General features: G+C 68.2%; 14 protein-coding genes. 7 read left to right on the top strand and 7 right to left on the bottom strand.

Annotation, left to right across the window (positions count from 1 at the left end):
* The first annotated feature begins 49 nt into the window (after positions 1 to 49).
* The 3 genes from grpE to dnaJ all read left to right on the top strand — a co-directional run bounded on the left by grpE (position 50) and on the right by dnaJ (position 3,955).
* Complete coding sequence (gene grpE, locus C1925_RS08940; RefSeq protein ID WP_108768568.1) at positions 50 to 565, top strand: nucleotide exchange factor GrpE; 516 nt, start codon at positions 50 to 52, stop codon at positions 563 to 565.
* A gap of 185 nt (positions 566 to 750) precedes the next feature.
* Positions 751 to 2,673: a molecular chaperone DnaK gene (gene dnaK, locus C1925_RS08945; protein ID WP_108768569.1), complete on the top strand. Its 1,923-nt coding sequence runs from the start codon at positions 751 to 753 to the stop codon at positions 2,671 to 2,673.
* 154 nt (positions 2,674 to 2,827) lie between these two features.
* Complete coding sequence (gene dnaJ / locus C1925_RS08950) at positions 2,828 to 3,955, top strand: molecular chaperone DnaJ (protein WP_108764837.1); 1,128 nt, start codon at positions 2,828 to 2,830, stop codon at positions 3,953 to 3,955.
* 128 nt (positions 3,956 to 4,083) lie between these two features.
* Here the strand turns inward: dnaJ and C1925_RS08955 are convergent, their stop codons facing one another.
* A complete protein-coding gene (locus C1925_RS08955) occupies positions 4,084 to 4,881 on the bottom strand; it encodes a helix-turn-helix transcriptional regulator (protein ID WP_108768570.1) in 798 nt (265 codons plus the stop codon).
* Positions 4,882 to 4,954: 73 nt separating this feature from the next.
* Here C1925_RS08955 and C1925_RS08960 point away from each other — a divergent pair, with 73 nt between their 5' ends.
* From C1925_RS08960 to C1925_RS08970, 3 genes are all read left to right on the top strand, one after another.
* Entirely contained in the window at positions 4,955 to 6,154 is a 1,200-nt protein-coding gene (locus C1925_RS08960) for an MFS transporter (protein ID WP_108768571.1), read from the top strand.
* Between the two features lie 647 nt (positions 6,155 to 6,801).
* Positions 6,802 to 7,710 carry a pyridoxal kinase gene (gene pdxY / locus C1925_RS08965; RefSeq protein ID WP_108768572.1) on the top strand — a complete coding sequence of 303 codons (909 nt, stop codon included), beginning with the start codon at positions 6,802 to 6,804 and terminating at the stop codon, positions 7,708 to 7,710.
* Positions 7,707 to 8,837 carry a prephenate dehydrogenase gene (locus C1925_RS08970; protein WP_108768573.1) on the top strand — a complete coding sequence of 377 codons (1,131 nt, stop codon included), beginning with the start codon at positions 7,707 to 7,709 and terminating at the stop codon, positions 8,835 to 8,837. The genes pdxY and C1925_RS08970 overlap by 4 nt, the downstream gene beginning before the upstream one ends.
* A gap of 206 nt (positions 8,838 to 9,043) precedes the next feature.
* Here C1925_RS08970 and C1925_RS08975 read toward each other — a convergent pair whose 3' ends face one another.
* From C1925_RS08975 to C1925_RS08995, 5 genes are all read right to left on the bottom strand, one after another.
* Complete coding sequence (locus C1925_RS08975) at positions 9,044 to 9,238, bottom strand: hypothetical protein (protein WP_108768574.1); 195 nt, start codon at positions 9,236 to 9,238, stop codon at positions 9,044 to 9,046.
* A gap of 71 nt (positions 9,239 to 9,309) precedes the next feature.
* Entirely contained in the window at positions 9,310 to 11,082 is a 1,773-nt protein-coding gene (locus C1925_RS08980; protein ID WP_108768575.1) for an ABC transporter transmembrane domain-containing protein, read from the bottom strand.
* Complete coding sequence (locus C1925_RS08985; RefSeq protein WP_108768576.1) at positions 11,075 to 11,671, bottom strand: YigZ family protein; 597 nt, start codon at positions 11,669 to 11,671, stop codon at positions 11,075 to 11,077. The genes C1925_RS08980 and C1925_RS08985 overlap by 8 nt, the downstream gene beginning before the upstream one ends.
* A 34-nt stretch (positions 11,672 to 11,705) precedes the next feature.
* Complete coding sequence (locus tag C1925_RS08990; protein ID WP_108768577.1) at positions 11,706 to 12,725, bottom strand: hypothetical protein; 1,020 nt, start codon at positions 12,723 to 12,725, stop codon at positions 11,706 to 11,708.
* On the bottom strand, positions 12,722 to 13,276 hold the full coding sequence (locus C1925_RS08995; RefSeq protein ID WP_275427005.1) for an RNA polymerase sigma factor: 555 nt from the start codon (positions 13,274 to 13,276) through the stop codon (positions 12,722 to 12,724). Before C1925_RS08995 ends, C1925_RS08990 begins: the two co-directional genes overlap by 4 nt.
* A 263-nt stretch (positions 13,277 to 13,539) precedes the next feature.
* On the opposite strand from C1925_RS08995, the gene C1925_RS09000 reads away from it, so the two are divergent.
* The gene (locus C1925_RS09000) at positions 13,540 to 16,344 is read left to right on the top strand and encodes an EAL domain-containing protein (RefSeq protein ID WP_108768579.1); all 2,805 of its coding nucleotides are present in this window, start codon (positions 13,540 to 13,542) and stop codon (positions 16,342 to 16,344) included.
* Positions 16,345 to 16,366: 22 nt separating this feature from the next.
* On the opposite strand, the gene C1925_RS09005 is transcribed toward C1925_RS09000, so the two are convergent.
* The gene (locus C1925_RS09005; protein ID WP_079221569.1) at positions 16,367 to 16,960 is read right to left on the bottom strand and encodes a TIGR00730 family Rossman fold protein; all 594 of its coding nucleotides are present in this window, start codon (positions 16,958 to 16,960) and stop codon (positions 16,367 to 16,369) included.
* Positions 16,961 to 17,049 lie beyond the last annotated feature (89 nt).

Raw genomic sequence — 17,049 nt, forward strand, 5'->3', positions numbered from 1 at the left:
CCCACACTAGGGTGGGTGGAGGCGGAGAGTGACCGCCAGGGACCCAGACATGAACCAAGAACATCCAGATATCGAATCCCAGCAGAGCGCCGCCGATGCGGCCGCTGCCGCAGGCACCCATGACGAACTGGAGCGCCTGCGCGCCGAGGTCGAGCAGGTCAAGGCCGATGCGCTGCGTGAGCGCGCCGACCTGGAGAACCAGCGCAAGCGCGTGGCCCGTGACATCGAACAGGCCCGCAAGTTCGCCAACGAGAAGCTGCTGGGCGAGCTGCTGCCGGTGTTTGACAGCCTGGATGCCGGCCTGAAGGCCGCCGGCGACGACGCCAACCCGCTGCGCGAGGGGCTGGAAATGACCTACAAGCAGCTGCTGAAGGTCGCCGCCGACAACGGCCTGGTCCTGCTGGACCCGACCGGCCAGGCATTCAACCCGGAACACCACCAGGCCATCAGCCAGGTGCCGGCCCCCGGCGCCGCCCCAGGCAGCGTGGTGACCGTTTTCCAGAAGGGCTACCTGCTCAACGAGCGCCTGCTGCGGCCGGCGCTGGTGGTCGTGGCCGCCGATTGACGCGCCGGGCCGGCAACGGCCCATCGCCGTCAGGTAGCGCCGGGCCCGGCCCGGCGTACCTTGAACGGTTGAACACAGCGTTCGGGTGATGGCTTGAATGTTCCACGAGCCTCCCCCACATCCCATTCATCCACCGGCCGACCGGCCGGACTGACACCAACAAGCATTCTTCAGGAGTCTCCCCCATGGGCAAGATCATTGGTATCGACCTCGGCACCACCAACTCGTGCGTGGCGATCATGGACGGCGGCAAGGCCCGCGTCATCGAGAATTCGGAAGGCGATCGCACCACCCCGTCGATCGTCGCCTACACCAAGGACGGCGAAGTCCTGGTCGGCGCCTCGGCCAAGCGCCAGGCCGTCACCAACCCCAAGAACACCTTCTACGCGGTGAAGCGCCTGATCGGCCGCAAGTTCACCGACGCCGAAGTGCAGAAGGACATCGCCCACGTCCCGTACAGCATCCTGGCCCATGACAATGGCGACGCCTGGGTGTCGACCAGCGATGCCAAGAAGATGGCGCCGCAGGAAATCTCGGCCAAGGTGCTGGAAAAGATGAAGAAGACCGCCGAGGACTTCCTCGGTGAGAAGGTCACCGAAGCGGTCATCACCGTGCCGGCCTACTTCAACGACAGCCAGCGCCAGGCGACCAAGGACGCCGGCCGCATCGCCGGCCTGGACGTCAAGCGCATCATCAACGAGCCGACCGCGGCCGCGCTGGCCTATGGCCTGGACAAGGGTGACAACAAGGATCGCAAGATCGTGGTGTACGACCTGGGCGGCGGCACCTTCGACGTCTCGGTGATCGAGATCGCCAACGTCGACGGTGAGAAGCAGTTCGAAGTGCTGGCCACCAACGGCGACACCTTCCTGGGCGGCGAAGATTTCGACAATCGCGTCATCGAGTACCTGGTCGAAGAGTTCAACAAGGACCAGGGCATCGACCTGCGCAAGGATCCGCTGGCCCTGCAGCGCCTGAAGGACGCCGCCGAGCGCGCCAAGATCGAGCTGTCCAGCGCCCAGCAGACCGAAGTGAACCTGCCGTACGTCACCGCTGACGCGTCGGGTCCGAAGCACCTGAACATCAAGCTGACCCGCGCCAAGCTGGAATCGCTGGTCGACGAGCTGATCCGCAAGTCGATCGAGCCGTGCCGCGTCGCCCTGAACGATGCCGGCCTGCGTTCGAGCGACATCAGCGAAGTGATCCTGGTCGGTGGCCAGACCCGCATGCCGAAGGTGCAGCAGGCGGTGACCGAGTTCTTCGGCAAGGAACCGCGCAAGGACGTCAACCCGGACGAAGCCGTGGCACTGGGTGCGGCGATCCAGGGCGGCGTGCTGGGCGGCGACGTCAAGGACGTGCTGCTGCTGGACGTGACCCCGCTGTCGCTGGGCATCGAGACCATGGGTGGCGTGTTCACCAAGATCATCGAGAAGAACACCACCATCCCGACCAAGGCCTCGCAGGTGTTCTCCACCGCCGAGGACAACCAGTCGGCCGTGACCGTGCACGTGCTGCAGGGTGAGCGCGAACAGGCCCGCTTCAACAAGTCGCTGGCCAAGTTCGACCTGTCCGGCATCGAGCCGGCCCCGCGCGGCCTGCCGCAGGTGGAGGTGTCCTTCGACATCGACGCCAACGGCATCCTGCACGTGTCGGCCAAGGACAAGAAGACCAACAAGGAACAGAAGGTCGAGATCAAGGCCGGTTCGGGTCTGTCCGAGGAAGAGATCGCACGCATGGTCGCCGACGCGGAAGCCAACCGCGAAGAAGACAAGAAGTTCCAGGAACTGGTGCAGGCCCGTAACCAGGCCGATGCCCTGATCCACGGCACCCGCAGCGCCATCACCGAGCACGGCAGCAAGGTCGGCGGCGATGTCATCGGCAAGGTCGAGGCGGCTCTGGCCGACCTGGAAACCGCGATGAAGGGCGACGACAAGGCACAGATCGAAGCCAAGTCGAAGGTGCTGGAAGAAGCCGGCCAGGCGCTGTTCGCCGCCGCTTCGGCCGACCAGGGCGGTGCCCCGGGTGCCGACGCCGGCAACGCAGGCAAGGCGCAGGATGACGTGGTGGACGCCGAGTTCACCGAAGTCAAGGACGACAAGAAGTCCTGATCCGGACCGACACGGGACGCTGGCCGCCAGCGTCCCGTTGTCGTACCAGGGTCCTGACCGCCCACCGGCGTGTCGGGGCGCCCGACGCAAGAGCGGACCTGGTTCCGCTCTTCCGCTTTGACGAATCCCGACTTTCCGGAATGCGATCCACGATATGAGCAAGCGCGATTACTACGAAGTGCTGGGCGTTGCCCGCACCGCCACCGACGAAGAGCTGAAGAAGGCCTACCGTCGCTGCGCGATGAAGTTCCACCCGGACCGCAACCCGGGTGATGCGGCGGCCGAAGCCTCCTTCAAGGAGTGCAAGGAAGCCTACGAAACGCTGTCCGACGGCAACAAGCGCCGCATGTACGATGCCCACGGCCACGCCGCGTTCGAGCACGGCATGGGTGGCGGTGGCGGTCCGGGCGGCCCGGACATGAACGATATCTTCGGCGATATCTTCGGCAACATCTTTGGTGGCGGCGGTGGCGGTCAGCGCCAGGCCCGTCGCGGTGCCGACATCGGCTACGTGATGGAACTGGATCTGGAAGAGGCCGTGCGCGGCGTCGAGCGCCGGATCGAGATCCCGACCCTGGCCGAGTGCGGCGACTGCGATGGCAGTGGCTCCGAAGACGGCAAGGTCGAGACCTGCAACGTCTGCCATGGCCGCGGCCAGGTGCGCATCCAGCGTGGCATCTTCGCGATGCAGCAGGCCTGCCACAACTGCAACGGCCGTGGCCAGATCATCGCCAAGCCGTGCAAGACCTGCCATGGCAACGGCCGCATCGAGGAAGACAAGGTGCTGTCGGTGAAGGTGCCGGCCGGCGTCGATACCGGCGACCGCATCCGCCTGCAGGGCGAAGGCGAGGCCGGCCCCGCCGGTACGCCGCCGGGCGACCTGTACGTGGAAGTGCGCGTGCGCGAGCACCACATCTTCCAGCGCGATGGCGATGACCTGCACTGCGAAGTGCCGATCCGCATCTCGCAGGCCGCGCTGGGCGACACCGTGCGCGTGGCCACCCTCGGCGGCGAAGCGGAAATCCGCATCCCGGCCGAGACCCAGACCGGCAAGCTGTTCCGCCTGCGCGGCAAGGGCGTGCGTTCGGTGCGCAGCCGCAGCGAAGGCGACCTCTACTGCCGCGTGGTGGTGGAAACCCCGGTGAACCTGACCAACGACCAGCGCAAGCTGCTCGAGCAGTTCGAAGCCACCTTCGTCGGCGAGGAAGCGCGCAAGCATTCGCCGAAGTCGGCCACCTTCATGGATGGCGTGAAGGGCTTCTGGGACCGCATGACGTCCTGAGCTCTTGAACGGAAACGTAGAACGGTAGCGCCGGGCCATGCCCGGCGTTTTCGTTTGTGGGCGATCGGTGCAGACGGGCGTGCCGTACCTAAGTAGATCCACGCCATGCGTGGATGCGGCTTGCCGAATCAGCGGAAGAACGCCGCCGGGGTCTGCCCCAGCTGCCGCTTGAACATGCTGGTGAACGCGCTGGGGCTGTCATAGCCCATTGCCAGCGCCACATCGATCACCTTTTCGCCCACGGCCAGGCGTTCCATCGCCGCCAGCAGCCGGGCCTGTTGCCGCCACTGGCCGAAGGTCATGCCGAGTTCGCTGGCGAAGTGGCGCTGGATGGTTTTCACATCCACCGCCAGGGCTTCGGCCCAGTCCTGCAGCGTGGCCTCGTCGCCGGGATGCTTCTGGATGTGCTGGCAGATGCGCTGCAGGCGTGGATCGACCGGCGTCGGCAGGTGCAGGGGCAGCACGTCCATGCGGTGCAGTTCATCCAGCAGCAGGCGCACCACGCGGCCATCGCGGCTGTCGTCCTCGTGCTCGCCCTCGATGAGGGTCGCTGCATGCAGCAGTTCGCGCAGCAGCGGCGCAACCTGCACCGCGAAGGCCTCGGTGGCCAACTGCGGGGCAAACGCCGGGTCGATGTACAGGCTGCGCATGTGCACATCGGCGATGCAGTCCACCGCGTGGGCCATGCCGGCTGGCATCCAGATGGCGCGGGTGGAAGGCACCACCCAGCGGCCGACTTCCGAACGCACGACCATCAGCCCGGACATGGCATAGACCAGCTGGTGACGGCGATGGCGGTGCGGCGATACCCGGGTGCCTGCCGGGTAATCCTTGACCCGGCAGGTCACCGGCCGGTGGCCGGGCACCTCGTTCCAGGGCGCGGATTCCCGGATCGAGCAGGGAGTGTCCTTTTTGCGATATGGCATGACCAGAACGCGGCGGAAGGGAGGGGGAGGGCACCGTAGCATGCAGGGCTCGCCCCCAACCTGACTGCGCACCATGTCCAGCCTGGCTACACCCGCCCCCACCGTCCGCAGCTCGACCCGCGGCGTGCTGGCGGCGATCTCCACCTCCCACATGGTCAACGACATGATGCAGTCGCTGATCCTGGCCATCTATCCGGTGATCAAGGGAGGCTTCAACCTCAGCTTCACCCAGATCGGCCTGATCACGCTGACTTACCAGCTGACCGCCTCGATCTTCCAGCCGCTGGTCGGCCTGGTCACTGACCGCAAGCCGGCACCGTATTCGCTGCCGATCGGCATGGCCTCGACCCTGTGCGGCATGTTGCTGCTCGGCTTCGCGCCGAACTACGCGATGGTGCTGCTGGCCGCGGCGATGGTCGGCATCGGTTCGGCCATCTTCCACCCGGAAGCCTCGCGCATCGCGCGGCTGGCGTCCGGCGGCCGCCACGGTCTGGCCCAGTCGGTGTTCCAGGTCGGCGGCAACTTCGGCACTGCCCTGGGCCCGCCGATCGCCGCCGCGGTGATCGTGCCGTATGGCCAGCACGCCGCCTCGTGGTTTGCCGGCGCCGCGCTGATCGGCATTGCCCTGCTGACCTATGTCAGCCGTTGGTATGCGCTGCATCTGGGCGCCCCGCGCCCGGTCGGGCAGGCCACGGTCGCCCCGCGTCATCCGACCCGCACCGTGGCCCGGGTGATGGCGATCCTGCTGGTGCTGATCTTCAGCAAGTACTTCTACATGGCCAGCATCGGCAGCTACTTCACCTTCTACCTGATCCACCATTTCGGTATTCCGGTGGCGCAGGCGCAGCTGCACCTGTTCGCGTTCCTGGTGGCGTCGGCGGCCGGTGGTTTCCTTGGTGGCCCGCTGGGCGACCGCATCGGCCGCAAGCCGATCATCTGGACCTCGATCCTGGGCGTGGCGCCGTTTGCACTGGCGCTGCCGCATGCGGATCTGTTCTGGACGACGGTGCTGGCGGTGCTGATCGGCTTCGTGCTCTCGTCAGCGTTCTCGGCCATCGTGGTGTATGCGCAGGAGATGATGCCGCACCGCATCGGCATGGTGTCGGGGCTGTTCTTCGGCTTCGCGTTCGGCATGGGTGGGCTGGGTGCGGCGGTGCTGGGTCTGCTGGCGGACAAGACCAGCATCGAGTACGTGTACCAGCTGACCGCGTTCCTGCCGCTGCTGGGCATCATCGCGGCCTGGCTGCCGCCGTCGCGTCCTGCTGCTCACTGAGGGGTTGGGGTTTGCAGGGCTTGCAGCCCTGCACCTGCTGCAAACCACGGCAACGTCAACTTCAAAAGCTGGCTTTCCGTGGGTTGGCGGGGTGGGTCCGGTTGAGGGGGACGCTGCAAGTACGTCCATGTAAGCTCGGTCGCCGCATCCATGCGGCTCACGCCCCCTCAACCGGACCCACCCCGCCTTCGACAGTTTTCCGCGATCTGTCGGAACAGCGTTCTGCTTTGGTGGGTGCCGACCGTTGGTCGGCACGGGGTTGGATATCGATATCCGACGGGAAAATCGTGTCGACCAGCGGTCGACACCTACCAACGGCCGCGTGTCCCAGTAGATCCACGCCATGCGTGGATGAATTCATTCGATATCCGACAGATGTGCCGACCAACGGTCGGCACCCACCAACAGCTGCATTTGCCAACAGCCGCGGGAAACTGTCAGAGGCGGGGCGGTGTGGGTGGGCAGGACCGCAGGCGCCATGGATGGCGCCTACGAGCCCCCATGGATGGGTTTACGGCGTGTCCTGACCACCTACACCGCCCCGCCATCCCACGGAATGCCGCTCCGGCTTTTGCAGTTGCCGTTGCATTGAGCAGGTGCAGGGCTGCAAGCCCTGCCGAAAACCCCCTTGGGCGTAGAATGCGGGCATGAGCGAATCCCTCGACAACCACCTGCTCCACGGCCGTCGCCAGCGCCCCGACGGGCCCTCGCCGATCGACGTCATCTCCGTCCAGTCGCAGCTCGTCTACGGCCACGCCGGCAACAGCGCCGCCGTCCCGCCGATGCGCGCCCTCGGCGTGCGCGTGGCGGAAATCCCGACCGTCCTGCTCAGCAATGCGCCGTTCTACGACACCACCCGCGGCCGCGTGCTGCCCGCCGACTGGTTCGCCGACCTGCTGCTCGGCACCCGCGAGCGCGGCTTGCCGCAGCGGGCGAAGATGCTGGTCTCCGGCTACTTCGGCAGCGCCGCCAACGGTGCCGCCTTCGCCGACTGGCTGGACGAGATCCTGCCGGCCTGTCCGCAGCTGCGCTACTGCCTGGACCCGGTGATCGGTGACACCCACACCGGCCCCTATGTGGAACCCGGTCTGGAGACGATCTTCGCCGAGCGCCTGCTGCCGCACGCCTGGCTGGTCACGCCCAATGCCTTCGAGCTCAATCGCCTGACCGGCATGCCTGCGTTGGCCGAGGCCGATGCCATCGCCGCCGCGCGCGCGCTGTTGGCGCGTGGCCCGCAGTGGGTGATCGCGCACAGTGTGGGCGGCAACCCCGGCGAACTGGTGACCCTGGCCGTTGGGCGCGAGGAAACCTGGCGCTGGACTTCGCCGCTGCTGCCGGTGGATGTGGCCGGCACCGGTGATGTGCTGATGTCGCTGGTGGTGTCCTTCCTGCTGCGCGGCGAGACGATGCAGCAGGCCATTTCGCGCGCCATCGCCGGTACCCATGCCGCGCTGGAAGCCACCCTGGCCAACGGCTTCGAGGAGTTCGACGTGGTCGCTGCCGCGCCTGCCGCGCTGGCGGAGGCCACCCGCTTCCACGCCGAACGCGTGGCATGAGCGGACTGCAGACGCGCACGCCGCGCACGGTCGGCATCGTTGGCAGTGCCGGCGCCTACGGGCGCTGGCTGGCCCGCTTCTTCCAGCAGCACATGCAGCTGCAGGTGATCGGCCATGATCCGGCCGATCCGGCCTCGCATGCGCCCGAGCAGCTGCTGGCACAGGCCGATGTGCTGGTGTTTTCGGCACCGATCCGGCACACGCCGGCGTTGATCGCCGACTATGTGCAGCAGTCGGCCGGCCGCGAACACGGCCGCCTGTGGCTGGACGTCACCTCGGTGAAGGATGCGCCGGTGCAGGCGATGCTGGCCTCGCAGGCCGAAGTGGTCGGCCTGCACCCGATGACCGCGCCGCCGAAGGCACCGACCTTGAAGGGCCGGGTGATGGTGGTCTGCGAGGCGCGGCTGCAGCACTGGCAGCCGTGGGTCGACAGCCTCTGCGCGGCCCTGCAGGCCGAGTGCGTGCGCGCCACGCCGCAGCACCACGACCAGATGATGGCGCTGGTGCAGGCCATGGTGCATGCCACCCACCTGGCGCAGGCCGGTGTGCTGCGCGAATACCAGCCGCAGCTGGGCGACCTGGCCGCGATGATGCCGTACCGCTCGGCCTCGTTTGAACTGGATACGGCGATCATCTCGCGCATCCTGTCGTTGAACCCGGCGATCTACGAAGACATCCAGTTCGGCAACCCCTACGTGGCGCCGATGCTGGATCGGCTGGTCGGCCAGCTGCAGGCACTGCAGGCGCAGGTCGGGCAGGGCGACGACGCGGCGCGTGGCTGGTTCCGCGAGCAGCTGCTGGCCGCCAACCACGACGCCTTTGGTGAGCCCGCGCTGGCCGCGGGCAACTACACCTTCGAGCGCGTGGGCTACCTGCTGGCCGACCTGACCGAGCGCAACGCCTTGTCGGTGCACCTGCCGGAGGATCGGCCGGGTTCACTGCGTGAGCTGCTGCACGTGTTCGAGCAGCACAGCATCAGCCTGGCCTCGATCCACTCGTCGCGTACGCCGGGCGGCGAGGTGCATTTCCGTATCGGTTTCGTGGCGGGCAGCGATCCGCTGGCCATCGCGCGGGCGGCGGTGGCCGTCGATGCCAGCGGCATCGGCCGGGTGCTGGGGCAGGCCTAGTCATCCACAGGCGGTGTGGATGATTTCTGAGCAAACGTGTGGATAACCGCGCGCAGCCCTTGGCAGGCAAGGCTGTCAAGATGGTTGGTGAAAAATTGACCACGCAATTTTTCATACCCGGCGGGCGCAGCGTGTCGACCAAGGTCGACACCTACCAGAGCGGGGTTGTGCCAGATCCGGTAGCGCCGGGCCATGCCCGGCGAACCTCAGATCGTCAACCGCAGCTCGCCGCCACTGGTGGTGAACTCACGGCCATTGCGCACCAGATGACGACCGTCATCCAGTTCATAGCGCGGACTGGTCTCCACCTTCTGGCCGCTACCGCTGGCATCGGGTTTGAACTCGATGATGATGTGGCTTTCGCCATTGGCGTCGACTGCAGGGAACTGACGGAACGACATCGTGCACCTCCTTCAGCGGATCCTTCGGTTTCGCCGCCAGCTTGGGCCGGCCGGTGTTAGCCGGCCGTCAATCAATCGACGAACTGCAACCGCGCCAGCTCCGCATACAGTCCACCTTCAGCCAACAACTGCGCATGCGTGCCTTCGGCGACGATGCGGCCTTGGTCCATCACCACGATGCGGTCGGCCTTGAGCACGGTCGCCAGGCGATGGGCGATCACCACGGTGGTGCGCCCGGCCATCAGCCGTTCCAGGGCCTGCTGCACGCTGTGCTCACTCTGCGCATCCAGTGCGCTGGTGGCTTCGTCCAGTAGCAGGATGGGCGAATCCTTCAGCAGGGCGCGGGCAATCGCCACGCGCTGCTGCTGGCCGCCGGACAGGCGCGCGCCGCGCTCGCCCAGCTCGCTGTCGTAGCCCTGCGGCAGGGCGCGCAGGAAGCCATCGGCTTCGGCCGCACGCGCCGCGGCTTCGACCTCGGCATCGCTGGCCTGCAGGCGGCCGTAGCGGATGTTGTCGCGCGCACTGGTGGCGAACAGGGTCGGCTGCTGCGGCACCAGCGCAAGCTGGGCACGCAGGTCGGCCGGATCCACCTCGCGCACGTCGTGGCCGTCCACGCAGATGCGGCCACTGGCCGGATCATGGAAGCGCAGCAGCAGCGACAGCACCGTGCTCTTGCCGGCGCCGGACGGGCCGACCAGGGCCACGGTCTCGCCGGGACGCACGTTCAGGCTGAAGTGGTCCAGCGCCGGCTGGTCCGGCCGCTGCGGGTAGTGGAACACCACGTCGTCGAACTGGATCTGCCCCTGCAGCGGCTGCGGCAGCGCATGCGGCTGCGCGGGCGCTCGGATCTCGATGTCTTCCTGCAGCAGCTCGCCGATACGACCCATGCCGCCGGCGGCGCGCTGCAGTTCGTTCCAGACTTCGGCCAGCGCGCCCACCGAGCCGCCGCCGATCAGTGCGTACAACACGAACTGGCCGAGGGTGCCGGCACTCAGGCGGCCATCGATGACATCGTGCGCGCCCAGCCAGAGCACGCCGACGATGGCGCCGAACACCAGCAGGATGGCGCTGGCGGTGACCAGCGACTGCGCGCCGATGCGACGGCGCGCGGCGGTGATGGCATCGCCGAGCGCATGGTCGAAGCGACCGCGCTCGTAGGGCTCGCGGGCATGCGCCTGCACGGTGCGCACCGCGCCCAGGGTCTCGCTGGCCAGGCTGTTGGCATCGGCGATGCGGTCCTGGCTGTTGCGGGCGACCACGCGCAGCTTGCGCGCGCCGACGATGATCGGCAGCACCGCCAGCGGGATGCCCAGCAGCGACCATGCCGCCAGGCGCGGGCTGGTGACGAACAGCATGGCCAGACTGCCGACCACGGTCACGCTGCTGCGCAGGGCCACCGACATGGTCGAGCCGACCACGCTGCGCAGCAGTTCGGTATCGGCGGTCAGGCGCGAAACCAGTTCGCCGCTGCGGCTGCGGTCATGGAAGCCGGCGCCGAGCTGGATCAGGTGGGCGTACAGCTGGCTGCGCAGGTCGGCGACGACTTTCTCGCCCAGCAGTGACACGAAGTAGAAGCGCGCGGCGGTGCCCAAGGCCATCACCACTGCCACCAGCATCAGCAGGGCGAAGGCACGGTTGATCTGGCCGCCGCTGCTGAAGCCGTGGTCGATCATCTGCTTGACCGCCGGCGGCAGGCTCAGCGTGGCCGCCGAGGAGACCGCCAGGGCCAGCAGCCAGGCGGTGAACAACCCGCTGTGGCGGCGCACGAACGGCCACAGCGTACGCAGGCTGCCCAGGCGACGCAGCGGCGGGGTTGAAGCGGACGTCTCGTCCTTGTCAGTCATCCTGGTCGTCATCTTCTATGCGGATACGGTCACGGGTGGCGTCGCGCAGGCGGGTTTTCAATGCATCGACCTGGTCGGCAGGCAATGCCACCCGCAGGCGCACACCGTTGGCATCGAACTGTTCATCGCGCTTTTCGGCGGCGAAGGCGGGCAGGGCGGCGTGCAGGGTGCCCAGGTCCTCGAAGCCGGCCAGCAGCTGCAGGCGCGCCATCGCCACCAGCGGCAGCCGCGGGGCGGTGCGCAGGCATTCGGCCGCAGTGCCACCGTAGGCGCGCACGAGGCCGCCGGCACCCAGCTTGATGCCGCCATACCAGCGGGTCACCACCACCACGACGCGGTCGAAGCCCTGGCCATCGATGGCCGCCAGGATCGGCCGGCCGGCGGTGCCTGCGGGCTCGCCATCATCGCTGGAACGGTAATCCTGGCCGTGCCGGTAGGCCCAGCAGTTATGGGTGGCATCGGCCACGGCCACCTGCTGCAGGAACGCCAGTGCACCCGCGCCGCTGTCGATGGGTGCGGCGTGGGCGGTGAAGCGGCTGTGCTTGATGTCCAGCGTATGGCTGACGGGCTGGGCGAGGGTATCGGGCATTCCCACCATTCTACGGGGTCGGCGCGGGCCTGCCTCAGTCGTCCAGCAGCGGGCGCAGGTCCTTGGGCAGGCGCGCTTCGGGATACAGCTGCAGGTAGCGCTCCAGGCTGGCACGGGCCAGGTCGCGCTGACCGTTGTCGCGGCGCTCGCGGATTTTCTGCAGCCACTGCCGCCGCGGCAGCGAGGCGTCGGCGGCCACTTCGGCGTGCACCGCCGTGGCGCTGAGCGCGGCATCGCTGGACCGGCGCAGCATCACGCCGGGTGCACTGGACGGTGCGCCGGCGTTGGCCTTAGATGCCGCCGGTGCCGCACGGCGTTGGCTGCGCACCGCGTCGGCGCTGGCCGCAGCTGCGCCCTGGACCGAGTCCATTTCCATTGCAGCTGGGGCTGGAGCCGAGTACGCGACCGGCGCTGGCGGCGCTGCGGCGGGTGCAGCGGGTGCAGGAGGCGCTGGCGGCGCGAAGACGGCTTCGGCAGCGGGCTCCGCAGGCCGGCTGCGTGCGGCCATGCGCGGTGCGGGTTCGGCCGCTTGCGGGGCTGCCTGCGCTTCGGGCGCACGTGCAATGACAGCCTTGGCAGACGGCGCCGGTGCCGGTGCCACAGGCGCCACCTGTGGTGCGGGCAGCGGCGAAGGCGGCGGTGGGCGCGCGATCTCTGCTGCAGCGGACATGGCCTGCGGCGCCTGGGCATCGGCTGCGGCACGTTCGTCGGCCACGGGCGCGGCGACGATCTGGGCTTCCTGTGCCGGCACGACCGGCGGCTCCGGCCGCATCTGCCAGGCGATGCCGACCGCAAACACCATCGAGGCGGCGATGCCGAACACCGCCGGCCAGCGCGGCCGCGACCGGCGCGCACGCACGCTCGACGGTGGGGCGCTGTCGGCTGCCGCGGGTGCGTCCCCGGCAGCAGCGTCTCCGGCAGGCGTGGACACCGACGCGCGCGCGGCCGCCAGGATCGCCGCGTCCAGCGCAGCGGGCGGGGCCTGGTCGTGGCGGCGGCCGATCAGGGCGGCCAGCGCACGTTCTTCAGGCGACAGGGGGTCGTCTCGGTTCATGCCTTCAGTCCCGCACGCAGCTTGTCCATCGCATAGCGCAGCCGCGATTTCACCGTTTCCCGGCCGACGCCGGTGATCTGGCCGATCTCCTCCAGGCTCAGTTCCTGTTCCAGCCGCAGCTGCAGCACTTCGCGCTGCTCGGGCGGCAGGTCGTCCATCGCCAGCTGGATGCGCCGGCGCTGCTCGAATTCAGACAGTTCAGCTTCCGGGGTCTGCCCGTCTTCCAGCGCGGCCAGGCGAAGATCGGCATCGGCCGGCGCGGCAGGGCGGTGGCGGGCAGCACGCCAATGGTCGTTCAGGCGGTTGTGCGCGATGCGGAACAGCCACGTGCTGAATGCGGCATCGGGCTGCCAACCGGCGCGCGCGCTGATCACCCGCTGCCAGACGTCCTGGAAGATCTCCTCGGCCAGCGCGGTATCGCGCAGCTGCCGCAGCAGGAAGCCGAACAGGCGCTTGCGATGGCGCGCGTACAGGCTTTCGAACGCCTGCAGGTCGCCGCCCGCCCAGGCCAGCATCAGCGCTTCATCGGTTGGCAGGGCGGTCGCTTCCACGGCAGACAGGGTAAGGCCTGCAGGCGGTGGCGCATAGCCGGTGGCGGGGGCGGGCAGGGCGCAGTTCACGGCAATTCGTGGGTGGGGGTCCACATGAACAACGTCCGGGGGCACGAAACGGGGTTTGCGGGCTTCCATTTCCCCCCCTGTGCCGCGTTATGCTCGCGCACTCAGGGGAGGCGACGCAGTAGCGGCGCCAAGAGAACGTCATTTTGTCCACGCAAGCCGACCGTGTGTCATCGCTGTCACCTCACGAGGCCGTCTTGAGCACGGCGCTGGTGCGCGCGCTGCATGCGCTGCTGCCGGACACCGCGATCGTGCGGGTGGGCTGGAACGACCCGCAGCTGGGCCGTGGGCAGGACAGCTGGCCGCAGGGCGCCAGCGAAGCCGAGCTCGACTGGGACCAGACGATCTGGGAGCACACTGTTTGGGAGCAGGCTGTCTGGGAGCACGACGGCGCACAGCTGTCGCTTCGGGTGCGCGGCGGGTCGCCGTCGGAGGCCTGGTGGGGGATATCGCGGCAGGCGATGGAGCTGGCCCTGCAGCGCGGCCGCCAGGCGGGGCAGATCCGTGCACTCGAACAGGCTGAACGCCTTCAGCAGGCACTGTTCCAGATCGCCGATCTGGCCGGTGCCGACCTGGAGATGGGCGAGATGCTGCGCCACGTGCACGGCGTGCTCGGTTCGCTGATGTACGCGGAGAACTGCTACATCGTCGAGTACGACGATGTGCGCGACCAGATGCGCTTCCTGTATTTCGCCGACCAGGTGGATGAGTTCGTGGCCGATCCCACGATCAGCTACGACGCCGGGCAGATGCCGCGCAGCCTGACCGTGGCGCTGCTGCGCCATGGCAAGCCGCTCAGTGGCCCGTCGCGTGAACTGCTGGCCGATGCCGAGGAAGAGCACGATCCCGAGCGCGGCCCGGAAAGCCTGGACTGGCTGGGCGTGCCGATGCTGCGCGATGGCCGCGTCTGTGGCGCCATCGTGGTGCAGAGCTATGAACAGGCCGCGCTGTATGGCGAGGCCGAGCGCGCGCTGCTGGGCTTCGTCGCCCAGCACGTGCAGACCGCGATGGACCGGCGCCAGGCGCAGGTGCGGCTGGAACAGCAGGTGGAACGGCGCACGCTGGAACTGCAGCGCGCCAACCGCAGCCTGCAGGACGAAGTGGCCGAGCGCCGCCGTGGCGAACAGCTGCAGACCGCCCTCTACAACATCGCCGAAATGGCGATGTCGGCCGACAGCCTGGCCCAGTTCTACGGCCAGGTGCACGGGGTGGTGGGCCGGTTGCTGGATGCGCGCAATTTCTACATCGCCCTGGTCAACGCACGCGGCGACGGCCTGGATTTCGTCTATTCGGTGGACGAGCACAACAGCTCGCGCGCGCCGCGTGCGTTCAGCCGCGGCCTGACCGAATACGTGGTGCGCCACCGGCGCCCGCTGCTGGCCTCGCGGGCGCAGATCGACGCGCTGCTGGCCACCGGTGAAGTGCGTGAATCCGGTGCGCGCTCGCACTGCTGGCTGGGCGTGCCGCTGCTGCGCGACGACGAGGTGGTCGGCGCGATCGTGGTGCAGAGCTACACCGATCAGATCGCCTTCAGCGTGCACGACCAGCGCCTGCTGACCTTCGTGGCGCAGAACATCGGCACCGGCCTGGCCCGCCAGCGCGACCAGCAGCAGCTGCGTTCGGCGCATGCCGAGCTGGAAAAGCGCGTGGAAGAGCGCACCCGCGAGCTGGGCGAAGTGAACGACAAGCTGCTGGGGCAGATTGCCGAGCGCCTGCGTGCCGAGCAGCGCCTGACCCACCAGGCCATGCACGATGCGCTGACCGGCCTGCCCAACCGCCTGCACCTGCTGGACCGCCTGCAGGACGCGCTGGCCCTGGCCCGCCGCGAAGGTGGCCCGGTGTTCGCGATGCTGTTCCTGGACCTGGACCGCTTCAAGCTGGTCAACGACAGCATCGGCCACGCCGCCGGCGACCGCATGCTGGTGGAAGTGGCCAAGCGCATTGTGTCCATGGCCGGCGACGGCGACGTGGTCGCGCGCCTGGGCGGTGATGAATTCGCGGTGCTGCTGCAGTGCCCGCAGGGCCTCGGCCAGGCCCTGGACTTCGGCCAGCGCCTGCTGCTGGCTCTGCAGGAATCGATGTGGATCGCCGGGCGCGAGCTGTTCCCCTCGGGCAGCCTCGGCATCGCCCTGTGGAACCCGCACTACCGCACCGGCGAAGAACTGCTGCGTGACGCCGACGCGGCGATGTACCGGGCCAAGGCCCAGGGCCATGACCGCTGCGCGATCTTCGACGAGGACATGCGCGAGCAGGCGATGCGCAGCCTGGACCTGGAAGCGGACCTGCGGCGGGCGATCAACAACCGCGATTTCGTGCCGTTCTACCAGCCGATCGTGCGCCTGTCCGATGGCGAGGTGGTCGGCCACGAGGCGCTGCTGCGCTGGCAGCACGAGCGCCGCGGCCTGCTGCTGCCCGGCGCCTTCCTGGAACTGGGCGAGGAAAGCGGCCTGATCGAGCAGGTCGACTGGCTGATCTACGAGCAGGTCATCGCCGGCCTGGCCGACGGTGGGCGTGGCTATGTGTCGGTGAACGTGTCACCGCGGCACTTCCGCTCGGCCGATTTCAGCAAGCGCCTGTTCGGCCTGCTGGAAGCCAACGATGCCGACCCGCAGCGGTTGCGCCTGGAAATCACCGAAGTGGCGCTGCTGGATGATGGCCCGCACACGCTGCGCATCCTCAAGGGGCTGCGTGAGCGGGGCATCCAGGTGCAGTTGGATGATTTCGGCACCGGCTTCTCGGCGCTGTCCTACCTGCACCGGTTCCCGATCAGCACGCTGAAAATCGACCAGAGCTTCATCGCCGGCCTGCATGGCCCGGAGGCGCAGAGCACGCGCGCGCTGGTGGAAGGCGTGTTGTCGCTGGCGCGCACGCTGGGCATCGAAACCATCGGCGAGGGCATCGAGACCGAAGCCCAGCAGCAGAGCCTGTTCGAGCTGGGCTGCGACTACGGCCAGGGCTACCTGCTGGGGCGGCCGGCACCGTGGACGCGCGCGGTGGCCTGAGCCACCGCGCAGGTCCGGCGACTCAGCGCAGCGCGGCGCGGCGCTTCTCGTCGATCCACTTCGAGGCCTGGGCCGGCTCGTACGCCTGCATCCAGGCCAGCATCTCGTCGATGTCCGAGCCGTACCACAGGTCCTGGCGCTGTTCCGGGTGCAGGAACCGCTCTTCCACCATGCGGTCGATCATGCCGATCAGCGGGGCGTAGAAGCCGTCCACGTCGAGGAAGGCGCAGGGCTTGTTGCCGATGCCGAGCTGGCGCCAGGTGAGCATCTCGAAGATCTCTTCCATGGTGCCGAAGCCGCCGGGCAGGGCGACGAAGCCGTCGGACAGATCGAACATGCGCGACTTGCGCTCATGCATCGAACCGACGATCTCCAGTTCGGTCAGGCCGCGGTGGGCCACTTCCCAGTCGGCCAGCTGGCGCGGGATGACGCCGGTCACTTCACCACCGGCGGCCAGCACGGCATTGGCAACGGTGCCCATCAGGCCGACGTTGCCGCCGCCGTAGACCAGGCGCATGCCATCGCGGGCGATGCGGTCGCCCAGCGCCATGGCGCGTTCGGTGTAGACCGGCTTGCTGCCAGCGTTGGAGCCACAGTAGACGCAGAGGGACTTCATGGGGGATTCCTGTCTCTTGGTGCGGAAACGAAAACGCCCCGCCGGCAACCGGGTCAGCGGTCGCGGGCGGGGTGTTGGTCGATTATGAC

The organism is Stenotrophomonas sp. SAU14A_NAIMI4_5, assembly GCF_003086795.1.
GTDB lineage: Bacteria > Pseudomonadota > Gammaproteobacteria > Xanthomonadales > Xanthomonadaceae > Stenotrophomonas.